Source organism: Wenzhouxiangella sp. XN24 (assembly GCF_011064545.1).
Lineage (GTDB): Bacteria > Pseudomonadota > Gammaproteobacteria > Steroidobacterales > XN24 > XN24.
Genome location: NZ_JAAMFG010000017.1, coordinates 13,954 through 39,103, shown reverse-complemented (window position 1 = coordinate 39,103; position 25,150 = coordinate 13,954). Strand labels below are relative to the sequence as shown.

The window sequence follows — 25,150 nt, the reverse complement described above, 5'->3', positions numbered from 1 at the left end:
GCGCCGGAGCGGCTAGTAGCCGGTTAGAATAGCAACTCGAACCACTTCGTGCAGGCCTTTCGAGAGACATGAGCATTCCCGTACGCATCGTGCTGGTCGGCACCACCCACCCCGGAAACATCGGCGCCGCAGCCCGGGCGATGCGCACCATGGGGCTCGATCGCCTGACCCTGGTGGCGCCGCGCACCTTCCCCAGCGAGGAAGCCACCGCGCGCGCCGCGGGTGCCGATGAAGTGCTGGCCGGCGCAAGGGTCTGCGAACGCCTCGACGAGGCGCTGGCGGATTGCCGTTTCGTCATCGGCACCAGCGCGCGCCTTCGCGCCCTGTCCTGGTCCACCTTCACGCCACGCGAAGCCGCTCCCCGCCTGCTGGCGGAAAGCGCGCAGGGTGAAGTCGCGGTGGTGTTCGGGCGCGAGAGCAGCGGCTTGAGCAACGACGAACTTGCGAGTTGCCATGCCCTGCTGCATGTGCCGACGGATGAAAGCTTCAGTTCGCTGAACCTCGCCATGGCGGTGCAGATCGTGGCCTACGAGCTGCGCCTCGCCCTGCTGGCGGGCGTCGCGCCCGAACCGCCCCCGGAGCGCGTGGATCCGCTGGCGACCGTGGACGACCTCGAGCGTTTCTACGCGCACCTGGAAAGGACGCTGGTCGATGCCGGTTTTCTCAATCCGGCAAACCCGCGGCATCTCATGATGCGCCTGCGCCGCTTGTTCAGCCGGGCGCTCCCCGAAGAAAAGGAAGTGCGGATCCTGCGGGGCATTCTCAGTGCACTTGCGCCGGTTCGCGCTGCGGCTGATGGCGATGAGACACGCGAGGCGGGGACGCGTTAAGGTAATGGCAGTTGGCCCACCCGAAGGGCCGGGGATCACCATGACGATACAGCCGCCCGTCTATCTCGATTACGCCGCCACCACGCCGGTCGATGCCCGGGTGGTCGAGCGCATGGTCGAGTGCCTGGGCCGGGACGGCTGCTACGCGAACCCGGCGTCGAGTTCCCATGGCCCGGGGCGCGCCGCACGGGGCCGCGTCGAGGCGGCGCGTCGCGAGGTGGCGGCCGTGCTGGGTGCGCGGCCGACGGAGATCATCTGGACCTCGGGAGCGACCGAGTCGGACAACCTGGCGATCACGGGTGCAGCGCGTTTTCATGCCGACCGCGGGCGCCACATCGTGACCAGCCGCACGGAGCACAAGGCGGTGCTGGATACCTGCCGCCAGCTTGAGAAGGAGGGCTGGCAGGTCACCTACGTGGCGCCGGGTCCCGGGGGGATCGTCACGGCGGCCGAGATCGAGCCGGCCCTGCGGCCCGATACGGTACTGGTGTCGGTGATGCACGTGAACAACGAGATCGGCACGATCAACGACCTGCCCCCCATCGGCGCGCTGTGCCGGGAGCGCGAAGTGTTGTTCCACGTGGATGCCGCCCAGGCCGTCGGCAAGCTGCCCGTCGACGTGGATGCGCTCGGCGCGGACCTGCTGTCGGTGTCCGCGCACAAGGTCTACGGGCCCAAGGGGGTCGGCGCGCTCTACCTGCGGGGCAGCCCGCGGCGCCGTCTCGAGCCGCTGATCCACGGGGGCGGGCACGAGTGGGGCATGCGCTCGGGGACACTCGCGACGCACCAGATCGTCGGCATGGGCGAAGCGCTCAGGATCGCTGCGGCGGAACAGGCGGCGGAGGCCGAACGCCTCTGCGGCCTGCGGCGGCGTCTCTGGGACGGCATCGCCGGGCTGGGCGGCGTGCACGTGAACGGCGATGTCGAGCGGCGCGTCGCAGGGATCCTGAACGTCTGTTTCGAGGGGGTCGAGGGCGAAAGCCTGCTGTTCGGCCTGCGTGACCTCGCCGTGTCCAGCGGCTCCGCCTGCACCTCGGCGAGTCGCGAAGCGTCGTATGTCTTGCGGGCGCTCGGCCGGGACGACCAGCTGGCGCAGAGTTCGTTGCGTTTCAGCCTCGGGCGCTACAGCACGGTCGAGGAAGTGGATTACGCGATCCGCGTCATACGCGAACAGATCGATCGGTTACGGGGGCTGGCGCCGCAGGATGGCGAGGACGGCCGGGAGGCGATGTGACGATGGATGCGGGGATACTGGACTACTCGGGCGAGGTGCGTCATCGTTTCGAGACGGCGCCGCGCCATGGGCGGGTGCTGGCACAGGCCCACGAACGGCTCGCCGGGGGCGCGGGCGAGCCGCGGCGGGGGGTGCGCGTGGAGTTCGAGGCGCGGGTTCGCGGCGGGCGGATCCTCGAGTGCCGCTTCAGGGCCTACGGGTGTCCCCACGTGATCGCGGCGGCCTCCTGGGTCGCCGAGCACGCCGAGGGGCGCGCGCTGGACGAACTCGACTGGCTCGACCCGCGGGCGCTGGCCGCGACGCTGGAGGCGCCGGCACACAAACTGGGCAACCTGCTGGTCGTGGAAGATGCTTTCCGCGCCTGCGTCGCGGGGAAACCTGCGGCGGCCGGCTGAAACCCTTAACAAGGCCATGGCGGCTTGCCGCCATGCCGACGAACGACGAGGAGCAATAGCACGATGGCCATTACCCTGACCGAATCGGCGGCTACGCGCGTCAAGGATTACCTGGCGCGCCGTGGCGGAGGCGCGGGCATTCGCCTGGGCGTGAAGCGCACCGGGTGCTCGGGCTGGGCATATGTTGTTGATTATGCAGACGATGTAGCGAGCGAGGACGTCGTTTTCGAGGACCGCGAGGTGCGCGTGTTCGTGGCGCCCGAGCATCTTCGCCTGATCGACGGGACGGAACTCGACTTCGTCAAGCAGGGTCTCAACGAGGCGTTCCGTTTTCGCAACCCCAACGTCAAGGGTGAATGCGGCTGCGGCGAGAGCTTCAACGTCTGATTGTACGCCCGGGTCCCGTCGCAGTAAGATAATCCGTTGCGCTCCGCGCGGACACGGAGTGCGACGCGTGGTCGCAGGATGCCGTTTTGTAACGCATTTCGACCAGAATCCAGACTGTGAATCCAAGGGAACCCCATGGCGATCGAACGCACGCTTTCCATCATCAAGCCCGACGGCGTCCAGAAGAACCTGCTCGGCGAGATCTACCGTCGCTTCGAGTCGGGCGGCCTGCAGGTGATCGCTGCGCGGATGCGGCATCTCTCGCCGGCCGAGGCGGGCGCCTTTTATGCCGTGCATCGCGAACGGCCTTTCTACCAGGACCTGGTGAGCTACATGACGTCGGGACCGGTCATGGTCAGCGTGCTGGAGGGCGAAAACGCCATTGCCAGGCATCGCGAGATCATGGGCGCGACGGATCCGGCGAAAGCCGATCCGGGCACGATTCGTGCAGATTTCGCGGACAGCATCGAGGAAAACGTCGTGCATGGCTCAGACGGCCCGGACACGGCGCGCGACGAGATCGCGTTTTTCTTCGCCGGCACCGAGATCTGCCCGAGGACGCGCTGAGCGCAGCATGAGCGACGCGCGCGTCAACCTGTTCGGCCTGTCCCGCGAGGGGCTGGAAGGGTTTTTCGCCGGGCTCGGCGAGAAGCCGTTTCGCGCGCGCCAGCTCATGACCTGGATGTATCGCTTCGGCAACGCCGATTTCGCCACCATGACCGACATCTCCAAGGCACTGCGCACGCGCCTCGCGGAAATCGCCGAGATCAGGACGCCGGAGATCCGCTCCCTGCACGACGCCGGCGACGGCACGCGCAAGTGGATGCTATCGATGGACGGCGGCCAGGCGATCGAGACGGTGTTCATCCCGGAACCGGCGCGCGGGACGCTGTGCATATCCAGCCAGGTCGGCTGTGCGATGGATTGTTCGTTTTGCGCCACCGGCAAGCAGGGCTTCAACCGCAACCTCTCCGCGGCGGACATCGTCGGCCAGGTGTGGCTCGCCAACCGCGAGCTGGGGTACCGCCAGGACGGCGACCGGATCATCACCAACGTGGTGTTCATGGGCATGGGGGAACCGCTGGCGAACTATCGCCAGGTCCTCCCCGCGATCCGCGTGCTGATCGATGATTTCGGGTTCAATATTTCCCGTCGCCGTGTGACCGTGAGCACCTCCGGGCTGGTGCCGCAGATCGACCGGCTCGCCGAGGACTGCAACGTCGCGCTCGCGGTGTCGCTTCACGCGGCCGACGATGCGCTGCGCGATGCCCTGGTGCCGATCAACCGGCGTCATCCCATCGAGGAGTTGCTCGAGGCCTGCTGGCGCTACGCCGAGCGCGGCGCCGGGCGGCACATCACCTTCGAGTACGTGATGCTCGACGGCGTCAATGACGGGGAGGCCGACATGCGGCGGCTCGCGAAACTGCTGGCCAATCGGCCCGCCAAGGTCAACCTGATTCCATTCAATCCTTTCCCGGGCACCGACTATCGCCGCTCGCCGCTCCCGGTCATCGAGCGGTGTCGCGACCAGTTGCTGCGCAAGGGCGTGCGCACGACCATCCGGCGCACGCGGGGCGACGACATCGACGCGGCCTGCGGCCAGCTGGCCGGCCAGGTCAACGACCGGATGCGCTACCGGCTCGGGAACAAGCTGGTCAGCATCTCTGCGAGGGCGTCATGAGCTTTTTCCGGATCGTCCTTGTCGTCGCCGCGATCGTGGCGGCGGGCTGCGCCACCACGTCGTCGGACAGCCAGGTATCGAACAGCGACGCGGCGCGTTACAACGTGCAGCTGGGCATGAGCTACCTGCAGCGCGGCGACCTCGAGGGGGCGCGCGAGAAGCTGGAACGGGCCGTGCAACAGGATCCTTCCCTGCCCGCGGCCCATGCCGCACTCGGCATCCTCTACGAGCGGGCCGGCAAGCTCGAGCGGGCCGGAGAGCACCTGCGCCGCGCGACGCGCCTGGCGCCCGAAGATCCGAACATGCTGAACAGCTACGGCGGGTTCCTGTGTCGGCGGGGCGACCGCCAGGAAGGCATCCGCTATTTCGAGATGGCGGCGTCCAACGCCTATTACCGGACGCCCGAGACGGCGCTGATCAACGCGGGCGTCTGCGCGCGCGGCATTCCGGATGCCGCACTGGCCGAGGATTTCTTCCGCCGGGCGCTCGACCGCAACCGCGGCAATGCCGAAGCGCTGCTGCAACTGGCCGACCTGAGCCTCCAGACGGAGCGTTTGCTGCAGGCTCGCGCCTTCCTGCAGCGCTACGAGTCGGTCGCTGAGCACTCTGCTTTCAGCCTGGCGCTGGGCCTGCGGATCGAATCCGCCGCGGGGGACGATCGTGCCGCAGCGGACTACGCCGCCCGCCTGCGCCGCGAGTTTCCGGAATCGCGCGAAGCGAGGAATCTGCCATGAGCCAAGAACATGAAGCCGCAATGCACGAGGCACCGGAGGAGATCGTCTCGCCGGGCGCCCAGCTGCGGGCCGCGCGGCAGCAGGCCGGCTGGACGGCGGAGCGACTCGCCGCCGAACTCGGCCTGCCCCTCGAGCGCATGCACGCGCTGGAACGAGACGAGCACGACAGCTTCGGCGGAATCGTGTTCGTGCGCGGCTACCTGCGGCGTGCGGCCGGCCTGCTCGGGATTCCCGCCGCGGAGCTGATTGCGGCCTTCGAGGCCTGTTGTGACACGACCCGGCCGGCGGAGGTCGTTCCCGGCCTGCCGCCCGGACGGATGCCCGGCCGCGGCCTGCCCGGCTGGGCCGGCCCGATGGTCGGGGCCATTGCCGTCCTGGGGGTCGTCGCCGCCACGTGGTGGCTCGCCGAGCGCGGCGGCCCGGCGGGGCCTGCGCTGGAGCAGGCGACGCGCGGCCAGCCGGCAGGACTGGAATTCAGCGTGCCGCGCGAGCCCGATGCGCAACGTCCCGAGGATATGGCAGACCCGGCGCAGGAGGCGGTGCAGTCCGCGACGGCAAGCGACGATGCCGAGACCCCGCCGGCGCGGGTCGCCGATGCTGCCAGCGATTCGCCCGGCGCCGCACGGGAACTGTCCGCGCCCGACAACCCGGAGCCGGCAGAGCCGGCGGAGCCTGCGGCGTCGTCGGCCGCGACGGTCGTGGCGTCACCCGAGCCGGCCATCCCGCCTCCGGGCACCGTAGACCTGCGCCTGGAGTTCACCGAGGACTGCTGGCTGGAGGTGACGGATGCGCTCGGGCGTCGGCTCGCCTACCGGCTTTATCGTGCGGGCGATGTCGCCCGCCTGCGCGGCAAGGCGCCGGCCACGGTCTTTCTCGGCAACGCCGACGGTGTACGGATGACGGTCGACGATACGCCGATCCCGGTGCGCCCCGCGCGTCGCGACGGCACGGCCCGCCTGACGGTCGGCGGCGGCGCCGGCTGATCCCGGGAGTCTTGCATGGCGGCCGCAATCCAGCCCGTCCGGGGCATGAACGACATACTGCCGGATGTGACACCGACGTGGCAGTGGGTGGAGCGTACGGCCCAGGCCGTCTTCGCCGCTTACGGGTATCGCGAGTTGCGCATGCCGCTGGTCGAGCGCACGGAGCTCTTCAGCCGTTCGATCGGCGAAGTCACGGACATCGTCGAGAAAGAAATGTACAGCTTCACCGATCGCAACGGCGATCGGTTGAGCCTGCGCCCGGAGGCCACCGCGAGCTGCGTGCGGGCCGCGATCAGCAACGGCCTCATCCACAACCAGCAGCAACGACTCTGGTATGCCGGGCCGATGTTCCGCTACGAGCGCCCGCAGAAGGGCCGCTACCGACAGTTTCACCAGGTGGGTGCGGAGGCGCTGGGTTTCGCCGGTCCGGACGTCGATGCGGAGCTGATTCTCATGTCGGCGCGCCTGTGGCAGGCGCTGGGGCTTCAAGACCTGCAGCTCGAGTTGAATTCGCTGGGTACGCCGGCGTCCCGCCGGGATTATCGCGCTCTGCTGGTCGAGTATTTCATGGCGCATCGCGATGCTCTTGACGAAGACAGCGTACGGCGGCTGGAGCAGAACCCGTTGCGCATCCTCGACAGCAAGAACCCGGAGATGCGTGCGCTGATCGCGGCGGCGCCGGTGATCACCGATCACCTCGATGCGGAATCGGCGGTGCACTTCGAGCAGCTGAAGGCGGCGCTGGATGCGGCCGGGGTGTCCTATCGGGTCAACCCGCGGCTCGTGCGCGGGCTCGACTACTACAGCCGCACGGTGTTCGAATGGCTGACCGACCGGCTGGGCGCGCAGGCCGCCGTGTGCAGCGGCGGTCGCTACGACGGCCTCGTCGAACAGCTCGGGGGCCGGCCCACGCCGGCGATCGGCTGGGCCCTCGGGATGGAAAGGCTGGTCGAACTGGTGCTGGACGGCGCGCCCGCGGCCCGTGTGGCGCACGCCTACCTGGTGCCGGTGGGCGACGCTGCGCAGGCCGCCGCGCTCGCAATGGCGGAAACCCTGCGGGATCATGTTCCCGGCCTGCGCCTGCAAACCCATTGCGGCGGCGGCTCGCTGAAGGCAGCGATGAAGAAAGCGGACCGCAGCGGCGCCACGTTGGCCCTGATCCTCGGCGACGACGAGCTCGCGGCCGGCCAGGTGCGCGTCAAGCCGTTACGCGGAGACGGTGAACAAGCCGCGCTGGATCCGGCGCAATTGCGCGGGCAACTGGCGGCTCTCGTGGGGGCCGAACAGGCCTGACCGACCATCATGAACTGAACCGCCGGCCGGGCCCGGCGCGGTGACGGAGAACGAAGTGGAAGATTATCTTTCTGAACGCGAACAGGTCGACCGGATCCGCCAGTGGTGGAAGGAAAACGGTGCGTGGATCATCGTCGGCCTCGGCGGCGGCCTGTTGGCGCTCGCGGGCTGGAACTGGTGGCAGAACTACCAGGAGGAGCGGGCCGCGCAGGCGTCGGCGCTCTACTCGGTTGTGGCCGAGGCCGCGATGGAGGAGCGCGTGGATGAAGTCAGGCTCGGCGTGGAGCGCCTGGCCTCTGGTCATGCGGGCTCGCCGTACCTGCAGCACGCGCGCATGGCGCTGGCGGCGGCATCGGTGCGCTTCGGCGACACGGACGCGGCCATCGCCGAGCTCGAGCGGGTGCTCGCGGACGCTGCGGATCCGCAGCTCAGGCTGGTGGCGCGCCTGCGCCTCGCGCGGGTCGTGCTCGCGACCGGCGATCAAGATCGCGCCCTCGAACTGGCGCGCGGCGCCGACGGCGGCGCCTTCGCCGCCGCGCTGCTCGAGGTCGAAGGCGATGCCCTGGCGGCGCGTGGCGAGGATGCCGCGGCGCGCGATGCGTACGAGCAGGCCATCGCGGCGGGGCAGGGCGCGCCCGGCATCATCGACGAGGCCTTTGTTCAGCTGAAGCTCGAGGCCCTCGGGCAGGGCGTCCCGGGCGCCGCCGACGCCGCCGCCGACGCCGACGCCGACGTCGGAGGCGAGACTTCGTGAGAATCCGCCCCCGCGCATGGCTGTGGCCCCTGGCGTGTTCGTTGTTCCTGGTCGGCTGCGGGATGTTCGGTTCGGAGGACGAACCGATCGAGCCGCCGGCCGAGTTGACCGAGTTCGATGCTTCCCTGGCCGTCCGCGAGGCCTGGGACGTGCGCGTCGGGTCCGGCGCCGAGGAGTTGAACCTCGCTTTGCGGCCGGCAGTCGAGGGGGGGCGGGTCTACGCGGTGGGACGCGACGGCGTGCTCCACGCGCTGGACCTCGAAACCGGTGACGTGACATGGAAGGTGGATACCGAGTTGCGCGTATCGGCCGGTCCTGCAGTGGGCCACGGGCTGGCCGTGCTCGGCACGACGAGCGGCATACTGGCCGCCTTCGACCTGGCGGACGGGGCCGAGTTGTGGCGCACCGACCTCTCGGGCGAAATACTCGCTGCGCCCGACATCGCGCCGACGGCCGTCGTGGTGCGCACGGTCGACGGCAAGTTGCGGGCGCTGAGCGCCGACACGGGTGCGGAACTCTGGATGGTGGAACATCGGCCGCCACGGCTGTCGCTGCGTGGCACGGCCGGGCCCGTCATCGTGGGCGAGATCGTGGTGGCCGGCTTCGACAATGGCCGGATTGGCGCGTATGGGCTGCGGGATGGCGAGCCGTTGTGGGAAAACACGCTGTCATTCGGCCGGGGCCGCACCGAGATCGAGCGGCTTGCCGATGTCGATGCCACGCCGCAAGTCGTCGGCCAGGACGTCTACATCGTGAGCTATCGCGGCCGTCTCGTGAACGTGACCGCCGCGTCCGGGCAGCTGCTCTGGGCCAATGAGATATCCAGCTACAGCGGCCTCGACGTGGACTGGACGACGGTGTTCGTCACCAACGACGAGAGCGTGGTGCTGGCCCTGAACCGTTCCAGCGGCGCCGAACTCTGGAGCCAGGATGCATTGCGCATGCGGGCCCTCACCGCGCCCGGGGCGATCGGCAACAGCGTCGTGGTCGGGGATTTCGAAGGCTGGCTGCATTGGCTCGACGCCGTCACCGGCGCACTGCAGGCGCGTCACCGGCCGGGCAAGGCGGCATTCGTCACGCGGCCGGTGGCCAGCGGTGGGGTGCTGGTCGTGCAGGACGAGGCCGACCGGGTGTACGCCTTGCGCGCGGAGCCGCGAGGCTGAGGCCTCGCCCGCGATGCTTCCCGTCGTCGCGCTGGCAGGCAGGCCGAACGTCGGCAAGTCCACGCTGTTCAACCTGCTGACCCGCACCCGGGATGCGCTCGTCGCGGATCTCCCGGGGTTGACGCGGGATCGCCAGTACGGCTTCGGCCGCATGGGGCCCGTTCCCTACATCGTCGTCGATACCGGCGGGTTGAGCGGTGCGCAGGACGAGCTCGACGGCCTCATGGCCCGCCAGACCCTGCGGGCTCTGGACGAGGCGGATGTCGTGTTGTTCATGGTCGATGCCCGGGAAGGGCTCACGGCCAGCGACGAGCGGGTGGCCGACCTGCTGCGCCGTCGCGGCCGTCCCGTCCGGCTGGTCGTGAACAAGGCGGAAGGGCAGAGCGCCGCGATGGTCGCTGCCGAGTTCCATCGCCTGGGGATCGGCGAGCCGGTCGTCATCTCCTCGGCTCATGGCGACAACGTACGGGCGCTGATGGACGACGTGCTTGCGCCTTTTCCCGGTACCGACGAGACGGATGCCCCGGAACGCGCGTCGGATGCGATTCGCGTGGCCGTCATCGGCCGGCCCAACGTGGGCAAGTCCACGCTGATCAACCGCATGGTCGGCGAGGACCGGCTGGTCGCGTTCGACCAGCCCGGCACCACGCGCGACGCGGTCGAGGTGCCCTTCGAGCGTGACGGCGAACGCTACCTGCTGGTCGACACCGCAGGCATCCGGCGCCGTTCGCGCGTTTCGGAAGCCATCGAGAAGTTCAGCATCGTCAAGACGCTCGGCGCCATCGATGCGGCTTCCGTGGTGGTCGCGGTGATCGACGCGCGCGACGGGGTCACGGAGCAGGACGCCAGCCTCCTCGGGCTCGCGGCGGAGCGCGGTCGGGCCATGGTGATCGCCGTCAACAAGTGGGACGGCCTGCCGCCGGATCAACGCGACGCAGTGCGCCGCCAGCTCGACCTCAAGCTGACTTTCGTCGACTATGCGCCCATCCAGTTCATCTCCGCGCTGCACGGCACGGGCGTCGGCGACCTGTTCGCCCTCGTGACCCGCAGCCACACCGCCGCACACCGGTCACTGTCCACGCCGGAACTGACCCGGACCCTGCAGGATGCGGTCACGGCGCACCAGCCGCCGCTCGCGCGCGGGCGGCGCATCAAGCTGCGCTACGCGCACCAGGGCGGGCGCAATCCCCCGGTGATCGTCGTCCACGGCAGCCAGGCCGAGTTGTTGCCGGCCTCCTACCAGCGTTATCTTGCGAATACCTTCCGCAAGGTGTTCCGCTTGCAGGGCACGCCGGTGCGCATCGAATTGCGCTCGGGTGAAAACCCGTACGCGGGCCGGCGCAACACGCTGACGCCGCGCCAGGAAAGAAAACGCGAGCGCATGATGCGTCACGTGAAGAAACCGCGCTGAACCGACCGGAGGTACCGCGGCCATGAGCAAGGTGAAAAAAATGATTACGGCGCCGAGATTCGCCCCCAGCGAGGCCCGTGCAGCCACAGGCGCACGGCGCTTCGTGCGTCTCGACACGCCGTTCCGCATGCACCGGGGCGGCGTCCTGCCGCGCCTCGATATCGCCTATGAGACGTGGGGGGAACTCGACGCCCAGGGCGGCAATGCGGTGCTGCTGTTCACCGGCCTGTCGCCGTCGGCGCATGCCGCGTCGTCGCCGGAGGACCCGGCCTCCGGATGGTGGGAGGAGATGGTCGGGCCGGGACGCCCCATCGACACCCGCCGCTGGTTCGTCATCTGCGTCAACTCGATGGGCAGCTGTTTCGGCACGACCGGGCCCGCCTCGATCGATCCGCGCAGCGGCCAGCCGTACCGGCTGAACTTCCCGGTCCTGACCGTCGAGGACATCGCTGCGGCCGGGCGCGAGGTCGTGCGGCACCTCGGGATCCGCAAGCTGCACTCCGTCATCGGCCCGTCTTTGGGCGGCATGACGGCGCTGGCGTTCTGCACGATGTTCCCCGAGATGAGCTACGGCCTGGTGGCGATCTCTTCGGCCGCCCGCTCTACCTCGTTCGCCATCGCGCTGCGCTCCCTGCAACGGGAAATCATTCGCAGCGATCCCGCCTGGCTGAAAGGCGAGTACGCCACGGAGCATCCGCCGCTGGTGGGTATGCGCCTCGCGCGCAAGCTCGGCATGATCACGTACCGCTCGGCAGAGGAGTGGGACCAGCGTTTCGGCCGGGAGCGGGCGGGCGGCGAACATGACGCGGGCGACCAGTTCGGGGTCGATTTCGAAGTCGAATCCTATCTCGAGCACCACGCGCAGAAGTTCGTCGGCCAGTTCGATCCGAACTGCTACCTGTACCTGTCGCGCGCCATGGACCTGTTCGATGTCGCCGAACACAGCGGTTGTGTCGCCACGGAGCTGTCGAAACCCGGCATCGAGCGGGCCCTGGTCATCGGCGTGGAGACCGATTTTCTCTTCCCGCTGCACGAGCAGGAACAGCTGGCCGAGTGCCTGGAGCGCCCCGGCCGCGAAGTGGAGTTCGTCGGTCTCCCGTCACTGCAGGGTCACGACTCCTTCCTCGTGGACATGGACGGCTTCCGCCCGGTGATCGCGCGTTATTTCGACCGGTCCTGAGGTCCGCTCTGGGTTCCGGCCCCGGCCCGCGCCTGCAGCCGCCCGCGAGCGAGCCGGATCTCGAGCGCTTCGCCCGGTGCCACCGCCGCAGGGTCCAGCAACACCGTGCCATCGGCCGCGCGGCTGACGATCGCGTAACCACGCTCGAGGGTGGCCAGCGGGCTCACGGCGTGCAGGGTGCGTGCGGCGCTTTCATATCGCCCTCGCAGGCTCGCCAGGCGCTGACTCACGGCCCCCTGGAGGCGCCGCTCCAGTTCGTCCAGCCGCTGCCCGGTCTGGCGCAATCGATTGCCGGGATGGGCGATTGCCAGGCGTCGCTCCTGCCATGACAGCCGTTCCCGGCGGGACCCCAGCAAGCGGCGCATCGCGGCCCGCAGGCGCCCCGCATCCGCGTCCACCCGGGCCAGCCAGTCCGCGGCGTCCGGAACGGCGATCTCGGCGGCGCCGGAGGGGGTCGGGGCACGCCGATCGGCCGCGAAGTCCGCGATCGTGAAATCCACCTCGTGGCCCACGCCGGAGATCACGGGGATGGCGCAGGCGCGGATGGCCCGCGCCACGACCTCCTCGTTGAAGCTCCACAGGTCCTCCAGCGAGCCGCCGCCCCGCGCCAGGATCAGCACATCGCACTCGGCCCGTCGGCTTGCCAGCTCGAGCGCCGCGGCGATCCGGGCGGCGGACCCCTCGCCCTGGACCGGCACCGGGTACACCAGCACGGGGACGGCAGGGAAGCGGCGCGCCAGCACGTGCACGATGTCGCGTACGGCCGCGCCGCTGGGCGAGGTGATCACGCCGATGCGGGCGGGCAGCCGCGGCAGGGGACGCTTGGCCGCCTCGTCGAACAGCCCCTCGGCGCGCAGCCGGGACTTCAATTCCTCGAAGCGCCGGCGCAGCGCGCCTTCGCCCGCTTCCTCCATCCGCTCGATGATCAGCTGGTATTCGCCGCGCGGCTCGTAGACGCTGACGCGGGCCCGCACCAGCACCTGCAAGCCGTTGCGCGGCGTGAAGGCCACGCGCAATGCGGCGTTGCGCCAGAGGGCGCAGCGCACTTGGGCCGCCTCGTCCTTGAGGGAAAAATACACGTGGCCCGACGCGGGCCGCGCCAGGTTGGAAATTTCGCCCTCGAGCCACAGTGCAGGCAGGCCGGTCTCGATCAGGAGCCGGACCTCGCGATTGAGGCGCGAAATGGTCCACACGTCGCGTTCGGGCAGGTCGAAATCGTCAGCAGGCATCAGCGAATCATACCTCGAGATTTACCGTCGCCGGACCGGGGCGTAGAATGACGCGTTTACCTGATTCACCTTATCAGAGGGACCCCCAATGCGCCTGGTACAGGAAGCCCTCACGTTCGACGATGTTCTCCTCGAGCCGGCCTACTCGGCGGTCCTGCCGCGCGACGTCAGTCTCGGGACCCGTCTCACCGCGGAAATCACGATGCAGTTGCCGATCCTTTCCGCGGCGATGGACTCGGTCACCGAGGCGCGCCTCGCCATCGCGCTGGCCCAGGAAGGCGGCATCGGCGTGATCCACAAGAACATGACCGCGGAAGCGCAGGCCCGCGAGGTGCGGCGCGTCAAGAAATACGAAAGCGGGATCATCAACGATCCCATCACGGTGACCCCCGACAAGACCATCAGGGAGGTCCTGGAGCTGACCCGCGCCAAGGGCATCTCGGGCGTGCCGGTCGTCGACGGCGACCAGACGCTGGGGATCGTCACCAACCGGGACCTGCGCTTCGAGACGCGACTCGACCTGCCGGTTTCCGAGGTGATGACGCCCCGCGAGCGCCTCGTGACGGTGCGCGAGGGCTCCGCCAAGGAAGAAGTGCTCCAGCTGTTGCATCGCCACCGCATCGAGAAAGTGCTCATCGTCGACGGGGACTTCCGCCTGAAGGGCATGATCACCGCGAAGGATTTCCAGAAGGCGACCGATTTCCCCCGCGCCTGCAAGGACGAGCGCGGCGCCCTGAGGGTGGCGGCCGCCGTCGGCACCAGCGCGGATACTGACGAGCGCGTGGCTGCGCTGGCCGCCGCGGGCGTCGACGTGATCGTGGTCGATACCTCGCACGGTCACACCGAAGGCGTGCTGCAGCGGGTGCGTCGCGTCAAGCAGGCCTTCCCGGACATCCAGGTGATCGGCGGCAACATCGTCACCGGCGATGCTGCGAAGGCGCTCGTCGAGGCCGGCGCCGACGGCGTGAAGGTCGGCATCGGTCCCGGCAGCATCTGCACGACGCGCGTCGTCGCGGGCGTCGGCGTCCCGCAGGTCACGGCGGTGGCGAATGTCGCCGCGGCACTCGAAGGCACGGGCATTCCCTTGATCGCCGATGGCGGCATCCGCTATTCGGGCGACTTCGCCAAGGCGATCGCCGCCGGCGCCCACAGCATCATGGTCGGCGGGCTGTTCGCCGGGACCGAGGAGTCCCCGGGGGAGGTCGAGCTCTACCAGGGCCGTTCCTACAAGACTTACCGCGGCATGGGCTCGCTGGCCGCCATGTCGCAACGCAACGGTTCGAGCGACCGTTACTTCCAGGACGCCACCGACGAGATCGAGAAGCTGGTGCCCGAGGGGATCGAGGGCCGCGTGCCTTACAAGGGCAGCCTGCTGCAGATCATCCACCAGCTGGCCGGCGGCCTGCGCGCGGCGATGGGTTACACCGGTTGCAGCACCATCGAGGAGATGCGCACCAAGCCGAAGTTCGTGCGTATCACCAATGCGGGCGTCCGGGAGAGCCATGTGCATGACGTGGCGATCACCAAGGAAGCGCCGAACTACCGCGTGGATTGAGCGACCAGTCGAAATGAGCACCGATATCCATGCGCACCGCATCCTGATCCTCGATTTCGGCTCGCAGTACACACAGCTGATCGCGCGCCGCGTGCGTGAGGCGGGGGTCTACAGCGAGATTCGCGCGTGGGACTGTTCCGGCGAGGATATCCGGGCATTCGCACCTGCGGGGATCATCCTGTCCGGTGGGCCGGAGTCGGTGACCATCGAAGAAGGCCCGCGCGCTGCCGATACCGTGTTCGACCTGGGCGTCCCGGTGCTGGGAATCTGCTACGGCATGCAGACCATGGCGGCCCAGCTCGGCGGCGAGGTCGCCGGCTCGGCGCATCGCGAGTTCGGCTATGCCCGCGTCAGGGTCACTGCCTCCTCCAACCTGCTGGACGACATCGAGGATCACGAGGATTCGGACGGCAATCCCCTGCTCGACGTTTGGATGAGCCACGGCGACCGGGTCGAGGCGTTGCCCCCCGGCTTCGTCGCAATTGCCGGCACGGACAGCGCCCCGCTCGCAGGGATGGCCGACGACGGACGGCGTTTCTACGGGCTGCAGTTTCATCCCGAGGTCACGCACACCCGCCAGGGCAATCGCATCATTTCGCGCTTCGTCCACGATATCTGCGGCTGCGCCAGCGACTGGAATCCGGGCAACATCGTCGACGACAGCATTGCGCGCATCCGCGCCCAGGTCGGCAGCGACAAGGTGTTGCTCGGCCTGTCCGGGGGTGTGGATTCCTCGGTCGTGGCCGCGCTGCTGCACCGGGCGATCGGCGACCAGCTGGTCTGCGTGTTCGTCGATCACGGCTTGTTGCGCCTCAACGAGGGCGACCAGGTCATGGCCACCTTCGCGAGGCACATGGGGATCCGCGTCATCCGCGTGGACGCCGAGGATCGTTTCCTTGCCGCCCTCGCGGGCGTCTCCGATCCGGAAGAGAAGCGCAAGATCATCGGGGGGCTGTTCATCGAGGTGTTCGAGGAACAGGCGCAGCAACTCAGGGACATCGACTGGCTGGCGCAGGGCACGATTTATCCCGACGTGGTGGAATCCGCGGGATCGAGCACCGGCAAGGCGCACGTGATCAAGTCACATCACAACGTCGGGGGGCTGCCGGCGCGCATGCGCATGCGGCTGGTGGAACCGTTGCGCGAGCTGTTCAAGGACGAGGTGCGCAAGATCGGCCTGGAACTCGGCCTGCCCTGGGACATGGTGTATCGCCACCCGTTTCCCGGCCCAGGCCTCGGCGTGCGGATTCTCGGCGAGGTGCGCAAGGAATTCGCCGAGCTGCTGCGCAAGGCGGACGACATCTTCATCAGCGAACTGCGCAACCACGATCTCTACGAGAAGGTCAGCCAGGCGTTCGCCGTGTTCCTGCCGGTGCGCTCGGTCGGCGTGATGGGCGACGGTCGGCGCTACGACTACGTCATCGCACTGCGCGCCGTCGAGACCATCGATTTCATGACGGCGCGCTGGGCGCACCTGCCATACGAATTCCTCGACCTGGTGGGACGGCGCATCATCAACGAGATCGCCGGGATTTCCCGCGTCACCTACGACATCTCGGGGAAGCCGCCGGCCACGATCGAGTGGGAGTAACGTGGATCGACAAGTCATCATCGATGGCGGTTCATCCTGGGGACCTACCGACCAGATCGTATGAGAAGACAAAGACGATCGCGTTGAGCGACATGATCAACACGGCTCTCCCAGTAGCAATAGAGCAGCGTGGGCAGGATCAGCGCCAGCCATGAGTGGCGCGACTGCAGCGCCCGCCAATACGTAGCCAGTCATGCGGGGACCTCCGCTGGTGGTCAGGGAACAAAGCGCGCCAGTTGCGGACCTTGGGTGTTGCGGCTGGCGTCACTCCGCGCGGCGCGCGCGTGGTTGCAACCTTTCAGGCTGAGGCGCGGAGCAGGAGGGCGAAGAACGGGAACAGCGCCAGCACCGCCCAGAAAGCGCGTTGCGCCCACGGGAAGAAGTAGCTGAAGCTCACGTCGCGGGCAGTCAGGAAGGCCTGCTCAACGTCGATCGTGCCGGCGCTCTGCATGGCACGCCCGAGCAGGCGCGTGTTCTCGAGCCAGGCGCCGAATTCGTGCCCCTCCAGCAGCTCGAGAAACCATTCCGCGTCCTGGCGCGCGACCTCCCGGTGCAGTGCCTGGTCCATGACCTCGAGCATGCGGCCGACCTCGCCCACCGGCACACGACCCGGGTCGAGGCCGGCCGCGTGCATCCCCGCATGCACCGTCGGCCGGATCCTCTCGGTCATGTCATCGAACAGTCCCTTGTAAGCGCGTTCGACGCCGGCGAGTCCGGCGAGCGCCAGCCCGAGCACGACGAAGAACACGTAAGCGAGCGTACGCATCGATTCCGCGTTTTCTCGTGGCATGAGCAGCCGGTTGTTAAGCCAAGCGAGCACGAGCCCCAGCAGCAGCCCCGCGCCCAGGATCGCCAGCGACTCGGTCACATAGTCCATCCGCCCGGTCCCGGCGCTGTCAAAGGTCGGAAATGACCATGTTCATTTGATTGGCGTAAGCCTCGACTTCCGCCTGCGCCGTGATGATGACTTCGCAGCCGAGCTTCTGGCCAGCGTTATTGGTTACGTCGAAATACGCCGTGTAGCAGGTGAGCAGGTTGCCCAGGCCGATGAGCGCGACGAACAGCCCGACGAGGAACGGCACGTCGGAAGCAGTGATCATGATCAGTCCGAGGACAAGAAAAATCAGCCCGAACAGCAGGCGCTTGAACCAGAACTTCGAGACGCAGGCCACGGACGCGATGGTCTTCAGCGGCTGGGAGATGTTTACCTTGCCGAGCGGGATGATGCCGAACAGCGTGTTCGGATGCTTGCCGGTCAGGCGCTTGTTCGTGAGCACATAGTGCGCCTTGATCCAGAACAGGACGAGGTTCGGGCTGAAAGTGATTTCCTTGATGATGGCCTCGTCCTTCCCCAGTGTCGTATTCATGAGTGTCCCCTGTCGGTTTGCGTATGCCGGATTTTTTTGCGGTTCTGGTGCGAAGCGAGCTTCATGGGTCCCGCCGCGTGAGGATGAGCCCCATCGGCCCATGGAGGGCGTCGTTCCGTTTCGTGAGTACGAGCGTGCCCTGCGGCCCTGTCACCAGCACCTTGTCGTTCTCGAGCAGGTATTCGGCCACGACGGTCGTGCCGAGCACCGAGACGTTGACCCGCCCTTCGCCCTGGAACTCGTAGCGCGTGATGCCGAGCTCGTCCTCATAGGTGCCCACCAGTTCCGCCTGGCTGCAGCCGGCGAGCGCGAGCAACGCGAGCAACGACCACATTTCCCCGCGCCTGGATTTCATCGCCATGCTCCACGTCGCCCGAGTGGCCATTGAGCGCCAGCACGGGCTGGCGTGCATCGACAGCTAGCGGCGGTTACAGCCATTTAGCGGGAGATAGTGCAGGTTGCTCCACGCGGCGGGGCGGCCGTGCGGCCGCAGCATTGTGATATAAACGGCCATCCGGGTCCTTGCAGTGGCCGCAACCAGGCGCTGACCGAGACGGATGTCAGCCGGTACTCGAAATAGCCGGAGACGGGGCGTACGCGCCTCGCGGGCGCGCTTGTACCACGCGCTTACGGCCTGCGGCCTCCGCAGCCAGGCTGCACTCGCCGAGCGGATCGCGGATATCGAGGACCTGGAGCAGGCGCCCAAGGACCTCGTCAGCCGCGTGTTTCGCGAGCAGCCCGTCGAGCTGCAGACCATCGAACGGGTGGCCCGGGCGCTCGGCGTCGAGGCTTGGCAGCTCTACCTGACCAGTGATGAGAACGCCCAGCTTCCGGGGGACGGCGCGGCAGCCGGAGATGCGGACGCTGCTGTAGAAGCAGTGCCCGGTCCGCTTGCGGCACAGCCTGTAGCCCGGCCGCGGAGGCGCTGGCTAGCGCCCGCGTTCGCCGTCGCGGTCATGGCGGCCGCGGGGCTCTGGTGGTCCGGACTCGGGAGCGGGGATCGGGCGGCGGGCATTGCTGCGTTGCCGGGCAGGCTCCTGCCATCGGCGCAGCCCACGGTGGTGGTGCTGCCATCGCCGGACGATCCGGATGGCCTGCTCGCGGCTGCGCTGCGGCAAAAGCTCGAGCAGAAGTTCAGGCTCGCCGCGCCGACCGCCGACCTGCTGATTCATGGCATGGACTCCGATGAGGTCGCGGCATTGCTGCGCAGTGACGCGGTGGTCGAGGGTGAAATCCGCACGCTCGGGCGGTTCGCGGGGGTGCGGGTCTATCTCTATCGTGACGGCGCGCGCCAGCAGGTGTGGGCGGAAACGGTGCCGGCCGCGGGGCTGCAGGGTTGGCTCGACGCGGTCGCGGCGAGCGCCGTGCGGGCGATCGAGCATGCCCTCGGCGCGCCGGTCGCCGCCGAGGACTGGCCGGTGCATTATCCCCTGGCGCCCGTGCAGAACTATTACCTGGAGGGGCGCATGCATCTCGACGGCCCCTCGAGCGAGCTCAATATCCGCCGTGCCCAGGCGCGCTTCGAGGCGGCGCTGCGGCTCGACGCGAACTACGCGGAGGCGCATGCGGGGCTCTGCGAGGCGTTGCTCGAGGAGTACTGGATGGAGGATGCGCAGCGTGCGCTCAATGATGCGTCGCTCGCATGCGGACGGGCACTCCAGCTCGGGCCGGGCGCGGCGGCGACGCGGGTCGCGCATGCGCATTTCCTGCGTGTGACCGGGCGAGTGGAGGAATCCGCGCAGCATCTCCGTGCACTTCTGGAGGAGCGCCCGGGCGACAGTGCGGCGCTGGTGGGGCTCGCGCTGACCTTGCTGCAAGCGTACCGCAGCGAAGGAGACAGCGAGCTTCTCGAGGCAGCGCGCGCCGCTGCTCTCGAAGCGACGGAAGTTGAACCGGGTTTCTGGAAGCCGCCGTTCTGGCTTGCGAGTCTCGCGTATTTCGCGGGCGACCTGCCGGGGGCGATCGCCGCGGCCGAGGAAGCGCTTGCGCGCGACGAGAATGAATACGTGCTGGCCAACCTTGGTACGTTCTATTTCTGCGCAGAGCAGCTCGAGGACGCGCGTGGTGCGTACGAGCGCGCGAAGGCCGTCGCGCCGCAATCCTACGTCGGCGACGAATTTCTCGGCATGCTGTATTACCTGCTGGGCGATTACCCGAGAGCCACGCAGCTGCGCGAACAGGCGATTGAGCGCCTGAGCTCGGGCGGGCAGCCGGAGATTCACGAAATGTGGGGCAACCTGGGCGATGCCTACCTTCGCTCCGGGCGGCAGGAGGAGGCCGGTCCGGCATTCCTGCGCGCCGTGGAGATCGCGGAACGGGACGTGCTGCAGGGTATCGAGACCCCGGCGGATCGCGCATCGCGCGCCTATTACTACAGTCGGCTCGCGGATCTCATGCCGGACGGCCTGCCGGCCGACATCGAGACGCGCGTCAAGGCGGACCTGCTCGAGGCGCTCGAGCATTCGCTCGATCCCGGTACCGCCGTGCGCGTCGCCACCGCCTGGGTCCGCTACGAGCGCCCGGAGCTTGCCATGCGTGCTTTCGAACAGGCTACCAGCCGCTGCCGTGGCTACGCCCACACGCCGGGCCTGGACTCGCTCCGTCATTAGCGTCGCCTGTCGCTTTTCTTGCCTTAAATGCCGCTTTCCGGCGTTAACTGTCGATGCAGTGCGCAGCTCTCCGCCGCATGGTTGCGATTCCTGCCTGGCAAGGGGCCGGGCACCGGTGGGGGGATGATTCATGTACTCGCAACACGTAAATCGATGGCTTGCAGCGACGCTGGTGATGGCGGTGATGGCCGCGCAGACGGCCTGTGGGCCAAGCGCGTCCGCGGACCTCTCGGGGGTGTGGCGCTTCGATCGCGAGGCCACGCTGGCCGGCCTGCAGAAAAGCCGGGGCGGCCCTGAAGCGGATATGCAATCGCGCATGGCGCAAGCGATGGTCGAACAGATCGACTGGCGGCTGGTGCTGCACCACGGGGGCGATGCGGTCCTCGTGTTTGCGGAGGGCAGCGGCGCCAGCGGCGCGACCGGCACCTGGTCTCAGGAGGGTGATGCCTTGCGTATCGATTACCTTGGAAAGCGAGACCGAGCCGCCCAGTCGCTGACCGCCAGGATCGACAAGCGTGGGCTCGTGCTCGAGCCGCGGGAGCCTGGCGAGCCCGCTCTGCATTTCGTGAAGGACGAGGAGACCAGCCTGGCGGCAACCCCACCGCTCGGCTCACTGCGCAGCGAGTGTGACGGGGTCACAGCCAAGGCGGACAAGTCGGCCGTCCCTGGCGATATCGTCGGCGTGTCGCCCGGCATGAGCTTCGACGAGGCCGTCGCGATCCTCGAGTGCCGCAGCGACGTGCGGGTGGTGGACACGGCGCCGCTCTGGACGTCGCGAGAGAACTTCGGCCTCGCCACGCGAGGCATGCTGCGCGGCACGGACGGCGTGCCTTGCCAGGATTTCGAGGCGCCGGCCTGTGAGCAGGGCGCCTACGGGCTTGGCCCGATGCGCAAACTGCGGACAGAGTATGTCGCCGGCTTGACAGGCATGCCGGGCGAGGAGGTCGTGCGCGCCGTGTGGCGCCGCAGCCGCTTCTCCGAAGCCGACGGCCAGTCGATCCAGGCGCTCACCACCGCGCTCAGCCAAAAGTACGGCGTCCCGCAGATCCAGGCCGAGGGCAATCACCTGCGGCTGAACAACCTCCGCGCCGGCAGCACAAACCTCGTGTGGGTCTTCGATGTCAAGGGACATGCCATGCCGGTACCTGCCAGCCAGTTCAACAACGCGGCCATGCAATTCGAGCAGTGCATCAACGGGCCCAAGCCGGCGTTCACCGCCGCGCAGAGCTGGAACTCAGGGTGCGGCCTGACCATCCGTGCCGAGATCGTGCCGCTGCCGGGTAACTCGCTGGTGGCCGGTGAATTCAACATGGTGGTGATGCATCAGCGGGACCTGTACCACGGCAACCAACAGTTCCAGCACGCGCTGCGCCTGGCCGGCGAGCAACGTGTGCCGCAGCCGAAAGCCGCGACGGACCTGTGAGTTCCCGCCGGCCGCGCTTTCGGCGTGAAGCGCTTCGTAGAACGGGAGTGATCGGACCAAGGAAAGTGACGCCAGGCAGACAATTTGGATTATTCTTGGATCGGCCCGGCTGATAAACAGAGGAAGCGGTGAGCATGTTTTCCGGAATGTCCAAGAAGCAATCCTACACAATCGGTTTCCTGGCCGTGGTGGCCGCGACGATCGCCCTCGGCTGGCTCGGCAAATCGATGCTCGGGGAGGAAACCGCCAGCGCCACGGATTTCTGGCATGTCGGGTACTTTCGCGATGAAGGCATGGACAGGCTGTTCACGGTGGCCTACCAGGCCCCTGCGGCCGAGCAGGACGTGCGCGAATATGCCGGACAGCTCACTCATACGCCGGGCCACACGACCGTGGCTTTCTTCTACGCGGAAGGCAGCCGGATTCCTTCCGCGGGCATCACGAATGCGCAAAGCCTCGCCGAGGCAAAGCAGGCCGTGCGTACCATGACGGGGGCGAGTCCATGGCGATTCGCTTCGTTGAAAGACGAACAGGGCGAGCTCAGGCTGGTGGATTGTGAAGCGACGCCCGGCGATGTCCTCTGCCGGTACTGACGCCGCCGCCGACGAACGCTACATGCGCCAGGCGCTGGAGCACGCAGCACGCGCCGAAGCGGAAGGTGAAGTGCCGGTGGGTGCCGTGCTGGTGGCGGACGACCGCGTCGTCGCTGCGGACTGGAATCGTTGCATCGCCCTTAGTGATCCCACCGCGCATGCCGAGCTGCTGGTGCTGCGGGCGGGCGGCCAGGCGCTCGGGAATTACCGTCTTCCGGGCGCCACGCTGTACGTCACGCTCGAGCCCTGCGCGATGTGTGCCGGCGCCATGGTCCACGCGCGGATCGCACGCCTGGTCTACGGTGCGGCGGACCCGAAAACGGGTGCGGCCGGCAGCGTCTTCGACCTGCTGCGGACGTCTCAGCTGAACCACCGGGTCGAGGTGACGGGCGGCGTGTTGGACGACGCTTGTGGCGCGGTATTGCGCGATTTCTTCCGCGCGCGCCGGGCGCGACCGGCGCCAGGCTAGTTGCCTGCCGTGACGATCGCCGGGTCGTAGCTGTCTGCCGTGATCCAGGCCATCACTTCGTAGTAGCGGCGGATATTGTCCACGAAACGCACCGGCTCCCAGCCGCGCGCGTAGCCGAAGCGGGTCTGCCGATACCAGTTCTCCTGCGCCAGCAACGGAAGGCGCTCGCGCACATCCTGCCAGCGATCCGGGTCGCCGCCCTGTCCCTGGGTGATCCGGCGGGCATCCTCAAGGTGACCGAATCCCACGTTGTAGGCGGCCAGCGCCATCCAGGTGCGGTCGGGCTCCGGGATGCGGTCCGGGATCTTGCCGAATACCCGCTTGAGGTATCGCGCGCCGCCACGGATGCTCTGTTCGGGATCCTCGCGGTCGGTGACGCCCACGGCCTCGGCGGTGCGCTGCGTCAACATCATCAACCCACGCACGCCGGTGGGTGAAACCGCCAGCGGGTTCCAGTGCGATTCCTGGTAACTGAGCGCCGCCAGTAACCGCCAGTCCATGTCCTGGTCCGCTGCCGCATCCTCGAACCATTCACGGTAGCGCGGCAGTCGCGTCTCGATGTGCCTGAGAAAAGTGCGGGTGCCCACGTAGTCGAAACGCTCGGTGTGGCCGAAGTAGCGATCCTTGATCTCGTCGAGCCGGCCGTTGGCGAAGACCTCCGCGAAATAAGCCTGCGCCGCGCCCAGCAGGGTGTCGTCGCCGCCACGAAAGGCCCACGCCACCGGTTGCGGTTCGCTGACGTCGAAGGCCACGCGGATATCGGGATGGAAATAGCGATTGATTCTCACGGCCGCGGAATCCGCCACCGTGAAATCGATCTCTCCGGTCGATACGCGCGCGAGAAGGCTTTGCAGGTCGCTGGCAGGGTTTTCCACCCAGGTCAGGCCGGGTGCCTCTCGCCGCAACGTCTCCAGGGTATCGACAAAGCTGCTGTTCGCCACGACTTCGAGCCGCCGGCCGTAGGTGTGGTCGAGGCGGCGCGGTTTGCGGGTGTCGAGGCGGTAAATCAGTTGATGCGTGACCTCGCTGTAGGGCGGACCGAATTCGAACACCTCCCGTCGCGACGGCGTGACCATCAGTCCCGCGGCAGCCACGTGAGCGCGCCCACGCGCTACTTCGTCCAGCAGTTCCGCGGGTTGGTCCCGGATCGAGACGCGCAGGCGCACGCCAAGAAAATCGGCGAAGCCCCGGGCCAGTTCATACTCCGGTCCGACCGGACCCTCCGGCCCGATGTAGTAACTCGTCGGTGCGTTCCGCGTGACGACCGTCAGAGCGCCTTCACGCTCGACCTGCTCAAGCAAGGTGAGGTGCGGGCTGCACGTGCCGAGCAGCAACGCGACGACGAGGACGGCGAAAATCCTCAACGCGACCTCGGCTGCGGCGATTCCACTTTCATGGCGCGATCATAGTCACTACGCCGGGAAGGGTCACTGTGCATCGCGATCATGCTCAGCTCAGGAGGAAAGCCAGCAGGAATTGCGCGGCGCGGTAGGTGAAGTGCGCAAGCACGAGGCCGAGCAGGAACAGCGGAAGTTTCGCGAGCGCCAGCCAGCCCGGCTGTACATACGCCACCGTCATCTGCCGCCATGCATAGCAGCCGACCACGGCCAGCAAGGCGAGTTGCAGGAAGCCTTGCGACCCCATTCCCGCGACGCTGACCAGGACGGCGAGCACCCACGGCAGAAACATGATCATGAACAACGTGAAGGCCCAGAAATGCAGGCTCACCATGAGGTGTTCGACGAAATACGGGTAGCGACGCGCGTGCAGGGCCAGCAGGACGAGGGCGAGCAAAGGCGCATGCAGAATCACCAGCAGCTTGGCGATGTCGTTGGCTTTCGCCTGGTATTGCAGGGCGTAGACTTCGAAGTCGAGGCCGCGTGCTTCGAGCCGCGCCGATACCAGCCGCTCGACAATGGCGCTGTAGGGCTGGTGGGCCGCCTGGTCCGCCAGCGACAGGTTGAAATCGGTCAGCGGCGGATAGAAGAAATACACAAGGTTGGCGATCAGAAAGAGCGAAAGGGGCGCGAGATTGCGCCTACGCCGCCCTTCCAGCCAGTCGCGGTCGAGACTCCCCGGCTTGAACATCAGCCGCGCGATGCTGCCGAGAAAGCGTCGATCGGCCATGGTGAACGCTTCCACCAGCTGGCTGAAGAACCAGCTGAGCCGGCGTTCTTCCGGCTCGATCCGGCGCTGGCCGCAGGCATGGCAATAGCGCCCCTGCAGGATCGCGTCGCAATTCGGGCAGCTGTCGGTCATTTGCAGCGTG

General features: G+C 67.8%; 25 protein-coding genes. 19 read left to right on the top strand and 6 right to left on the bottom strand.

Going from position 1 to position 25,150, the window contains the following annotated elements; translation table 11 throughout:
- Positions 1-68 precede the first annotated feature (68 nt).
- The 13 genes from G6032_RS00390 (at position 69) to G6032_RS00330 (ending at position 12,045) form a co-directional block, all read left to right on the top strand.
- Positions 69-830 carry an RNA methyltransferase gene (locus G6032_RS00390; RefSeq protein ID WP_165280149.1) on the top strand — a complete coding sequence of 254 codons (762 nt, stop codon included), beginning with the start codon at positions 69-71 and terminating at the stop codon, positions 828-830.
- Between the two features lie 46 nt (positions 831-876).
- Positions 877-2,064: an IscS subfamily cysteine desulfurase gene (locus G6032_RS00385; RefSeq protein ID WP_346763734.1), complete on the top strand. Its 1,188-nt coding sequence runs from the start codon at positions 877-879 to the stop codon at positions 2,062-2,064.
- Between the two features lie 2 nt (positions 2,065-2,066).
- Positions 2,067-2,459 carry an iron-sulfur cluster assembly scaffold protein gene (locus G6032_RS00380; protein ID WP_165280147.1) on the top strand — a complete coding sequence of 131 codons (393 nt, stop codon included), beginning with the start codon at positions 2,067-2,069 and terminating at the stop codon, positions 2,457-2,459.
- Between the two features lie 63 nt (positions 2,460-2,522).
- The gene (locus G6032_RS00375) at positions 2,523-2,846 is read left to right on the top strand and encodes an iron-sulfur cluster assembly accessory protein (RefSeq protein ID WP_165280146.1); all 324 of its coding nucleotides are present in this window, start codon (positions 2,523-2,525) and stop codon (positions 2,844-2,846) included.
- A gap of 135 nt (positions 2,847-2,981) precedes the next feature.
- Positions 2,982-3,413 carry a nucleoside-diphosphate kinase gene (gene ndk / locus G6032_RS00370; protein WP_165280145.1) on the top strand — a complete coding sequence of 144 codons (432 nt, stop codon included), beginning with the start codon at positions 2,982-2,984 and terminating at the stop codon, positions 3,411-3,413.
- A 7-nt stretch (positions 3,414-3,420) separates the two neighbouring features.
- Complete coding sequence (gene rlmN / locus G6032_RS00365; RefSeq protein ID WP_165280144.1) at positions 3,421-4,527, top strand: 23S rRNA (adenine(2503)-C(2))-methyltransferase RlmN; 1,107 nt, start codon at positions 3,421-3,423, stop codon at positions 4,525-4,527.
- Positions 4,524-5,261 carry a type IV pilus biogenesis/stability protein PilW gene (gene pilW / locus G6032_RS00360; RefSeq protein ID WP_165280143.1) on the top strand — a complete coding sequence of 246 codons (738 nt, stop codon included), beginning with the start codon at positions 4,524-4,526 and terminating at the stop codon, positions 5,259-5,261. Before rlmN ends, pilW begins: the two co-directional genes overlap by 4 nt.
- The gene (locus tag G6032_RS00355) at positions 5,258-6,244 is read left to right on the top strand and encodes a RodZ domain-containing protein (protein ID WP_165280142.1); all 987 of its coding nucleotides are present in this window, start codon (positions 5,258-5,260) and stop codon (positions 6,242-6,244) included. The genes pilW and G6032_RS00355 overlap by 4 nt, the downstream gene beginning before the upstream one ends.
- 15 nt (positions 6,245-6,259) lie before the next feature.
- Entirely contained in the window at positions 6,260-7,537 is a 1,278-nt protein-coding gene (gene hisS, locus G6032_RS00350) for a histidine--tRNA ligase (protein ID WP_165280141.1), read from the top strand.
- 55 nt (positions 7,538-7,592) lie between these two features.
- Complete coding sequence (locus G6032_RS00345; protein ID WP_165280140.1) at positions 7,593-8,291, top strand: tetratricopeptide repeat protein; 699 nt, start codon at positions 7,593-7,595, stop codon at positions 8,289-8,291.
- A complete protein-coding gene (gene bamB / locus G6032_RS00340) occupies positions 8,288-9,454 on the top strand; it encodes an outer membrane protein assembly factor BamB (protein ID WP_165280139.1) in 1,167 nt (388 codons plus the stop codon). Before G6032_RS00345 ends, bamB begins: the two co-directional genes overlap by 4 nt.
- A gap of 13 nt (positions 9,455-9,467) precedes the next feature.
- Positions 9,468-10,865 carry a ribosome biogenesis GTPase Der gene (gene der, locus G6032_RS00335; RefSeq protein WP_165280138.1) on the top strand — a complete coding sequence of 466 codons (1,398 nt, stop codon included), beginning with the start codon at positions 9,468-9,470 and terminating at the stop codon, positions 10,863-10,865.
- Positions 10,866-10,887: 22 nt separating this feature from the next.
- Positions 10,888-12,045 (top strand): homoserine O-acetyltransferase, encoded by a 1,158-nt coding sequence (locus tag G6032_RS00330; protein ID WP_206211720.1) that lies wholly within the window; start codon positions 10,888-10,890, stop codon positions 12,043-12,045.
- Here the strand turns inward: G6032_RS00330 and xseA are convergent.
- Entirely contained in the window at positions 12,027-13,274 is a 1,248-nt protein-coding gene (xseA, locus tag G6032_RS00325) for an exodeoxyribonuclease VII large subunit (protein WP_165280137.1), read from the bottom strand. The two genes, G6032_RS00330 and xseA, sit on opposite strands and share 19 nt — an antisense overlap.
- A gap of 88 nt (positions 13,275-13,362) precedes the next feature.
- Here xseA and guaB point away from each other — a divergent pair, with 88 nt between their 5' ends.
- Positions 13,363-14,829: an IMP dehydrogenase gene (guaB, locus tag G6032_RS00320; protein WP_165280136.1), complete on the top strand. Its 1,467-nt coding sequence runs from the start codon at positions 13,363-13,365 to the stop codon at positions 14,827-14,829.
- A gap of 13 nt (positions 14,830-14,842) precedes the next feature.
- Positions 14,843-16,420 (top strand): glutamine-hydrolyzing GMP synthase, encoded by a 1,578-nt coding sequence (gene guaA / locus G6032_RS00315; protein WP_165280135.1) that lies wholly within the window; start codon positions 14,843-14,845, stop codon positions 16,418-16,420.
- Positions 16,421-16,718: 298 nt separating this feature from the next.
- On the opposite strand, the gene G6032_RS00310 is transcribed toward guaA, so the two are convergent.
- The 3 genes from G6032_RS00310 to G6032_RS00300 form a co-directional block, all read right to left on the bottom strand.
- On the bottom strand, positions 16,719-17,297 hold the full coding sequence (locus G6032_RS00310; protein WP_165280134.1) for a hypothetical protein: 579 nt from the start codon (positions 17,295-17,297) through the stop codon (positions 16,719-16,721).
- Between the two features lie 19 nt (positions 17,298-17,316).
- Entirely contained in the window at positions 17,317-17,787 is a 471-nt protein-coding gene (locus tag G6032_RS00305; RefSeq protein ID WP_165280133.1) for a hypothetical protein, read from the bottom strand.
- Between the two features lie 61 nt (positions 17,788-17,848).
- Positions 17,849-18,142: a hypothetical protein gene (locus G6032_RS00300; protein WP_165280132.1), complete on the bottom strand. Its 294-nt coding sequence runs from the start codon at positions 18,140-18,142 to the stop codon at positions 17,849-17,851.
- Between the two features lie 259 nt (positions 18,143-18,401).
- Here G6032_RS00300 and G6032_RS00295 point away from each other — a divergent pair, with 259 nt between their 5' ends.
- The 4 genes from G6032_RS00295 to tadA all read left to right on the top strand — a co-directional run bounded on the left by G6032_RS00295 (position 18,402) and on the right by tadA (position 22,881).
- The gene (locus G6032_RS00295) at positions 18,402-20,396 is read left to right on the top strand and encodes a tetratricopeptide repeat protein (protein ID WP_165280131.1); all 1,995 of its coding nucleotides are present in this window, start codon (positions 18,402-18,404) and stop codon (positions 20,394-20,396) included.
- Between the two features lie 130 nt (positions 20,397-20,526).
- On the top strand, positions 20,527-21,819 hold the full coding sequence (locus tag G6032_RS00290; RefSeq protein WP_165280130.1) for a hypothetical protein: 1,293 nt from the start codon (positions 20,527-20,529) through the stop codon (positions 21,817-21,819).
- Between the two features lie 146 nt (positions 21,820-21,965).
- Positions 21,966-22,412 (top strand): hypothetical protein, encoded by a 447-nt coding sequence (locus tag G6032_RS00285; protein WP_165280129.1) that lies wholly within the window; start codon positions 21,966-21,968, stop codon positions 22,410-22,412.
- Positions 22,393-22,881, top strand: coding sequence for a tRNA adenosine(34) deaminase TadA (tadA, locus tag G6032_RS00280; protein WP_165280329.1), 489 nt, complete (start codon positions 22,393-22,395; stop codon positions 22,879-22,881). The genes G6032_RS00285 and tadA overlap by 20 nt, the downstream gene beginning before the upstream one ends.
- Here tadA and mltF read toward each other — a convergent pair.
- Both mltF and G6032_RS00270 read right to left on the bottom strand, forming a co-directional pair.
- Positions 22,878-24,245: a membrane-bound lytic murein transglycosylase MltF gene (gene mltF, locus G6032_RS00275; protein ID WP_165280128.1), complete on the bottom strand. Its 1,368-nt coding sequence runs from the start codon at positions 24,243-24,245 to the stop codon at positions 22,878-22,880. The genes tadA and mltF overlap by 4 nt on opposite strands.
- Before the next feature lie 85 nt (positions 24,246-24,330).
- The gene (locus G6032_RS00270; RefSeq protein ID WP_165280127.1) at positions 24,331-25,140 is read right to left on the bottom strand and encodes a DUF3667 domain-containing protein; all 810 of its coding nucleotides are present in this window, start codon (positions 25,138-25,140) and stop codon (positions 24,331-24,333) included.
- Between the last annotated feature and the right edge of the window lie 10 nt (positions 25,141-25,150).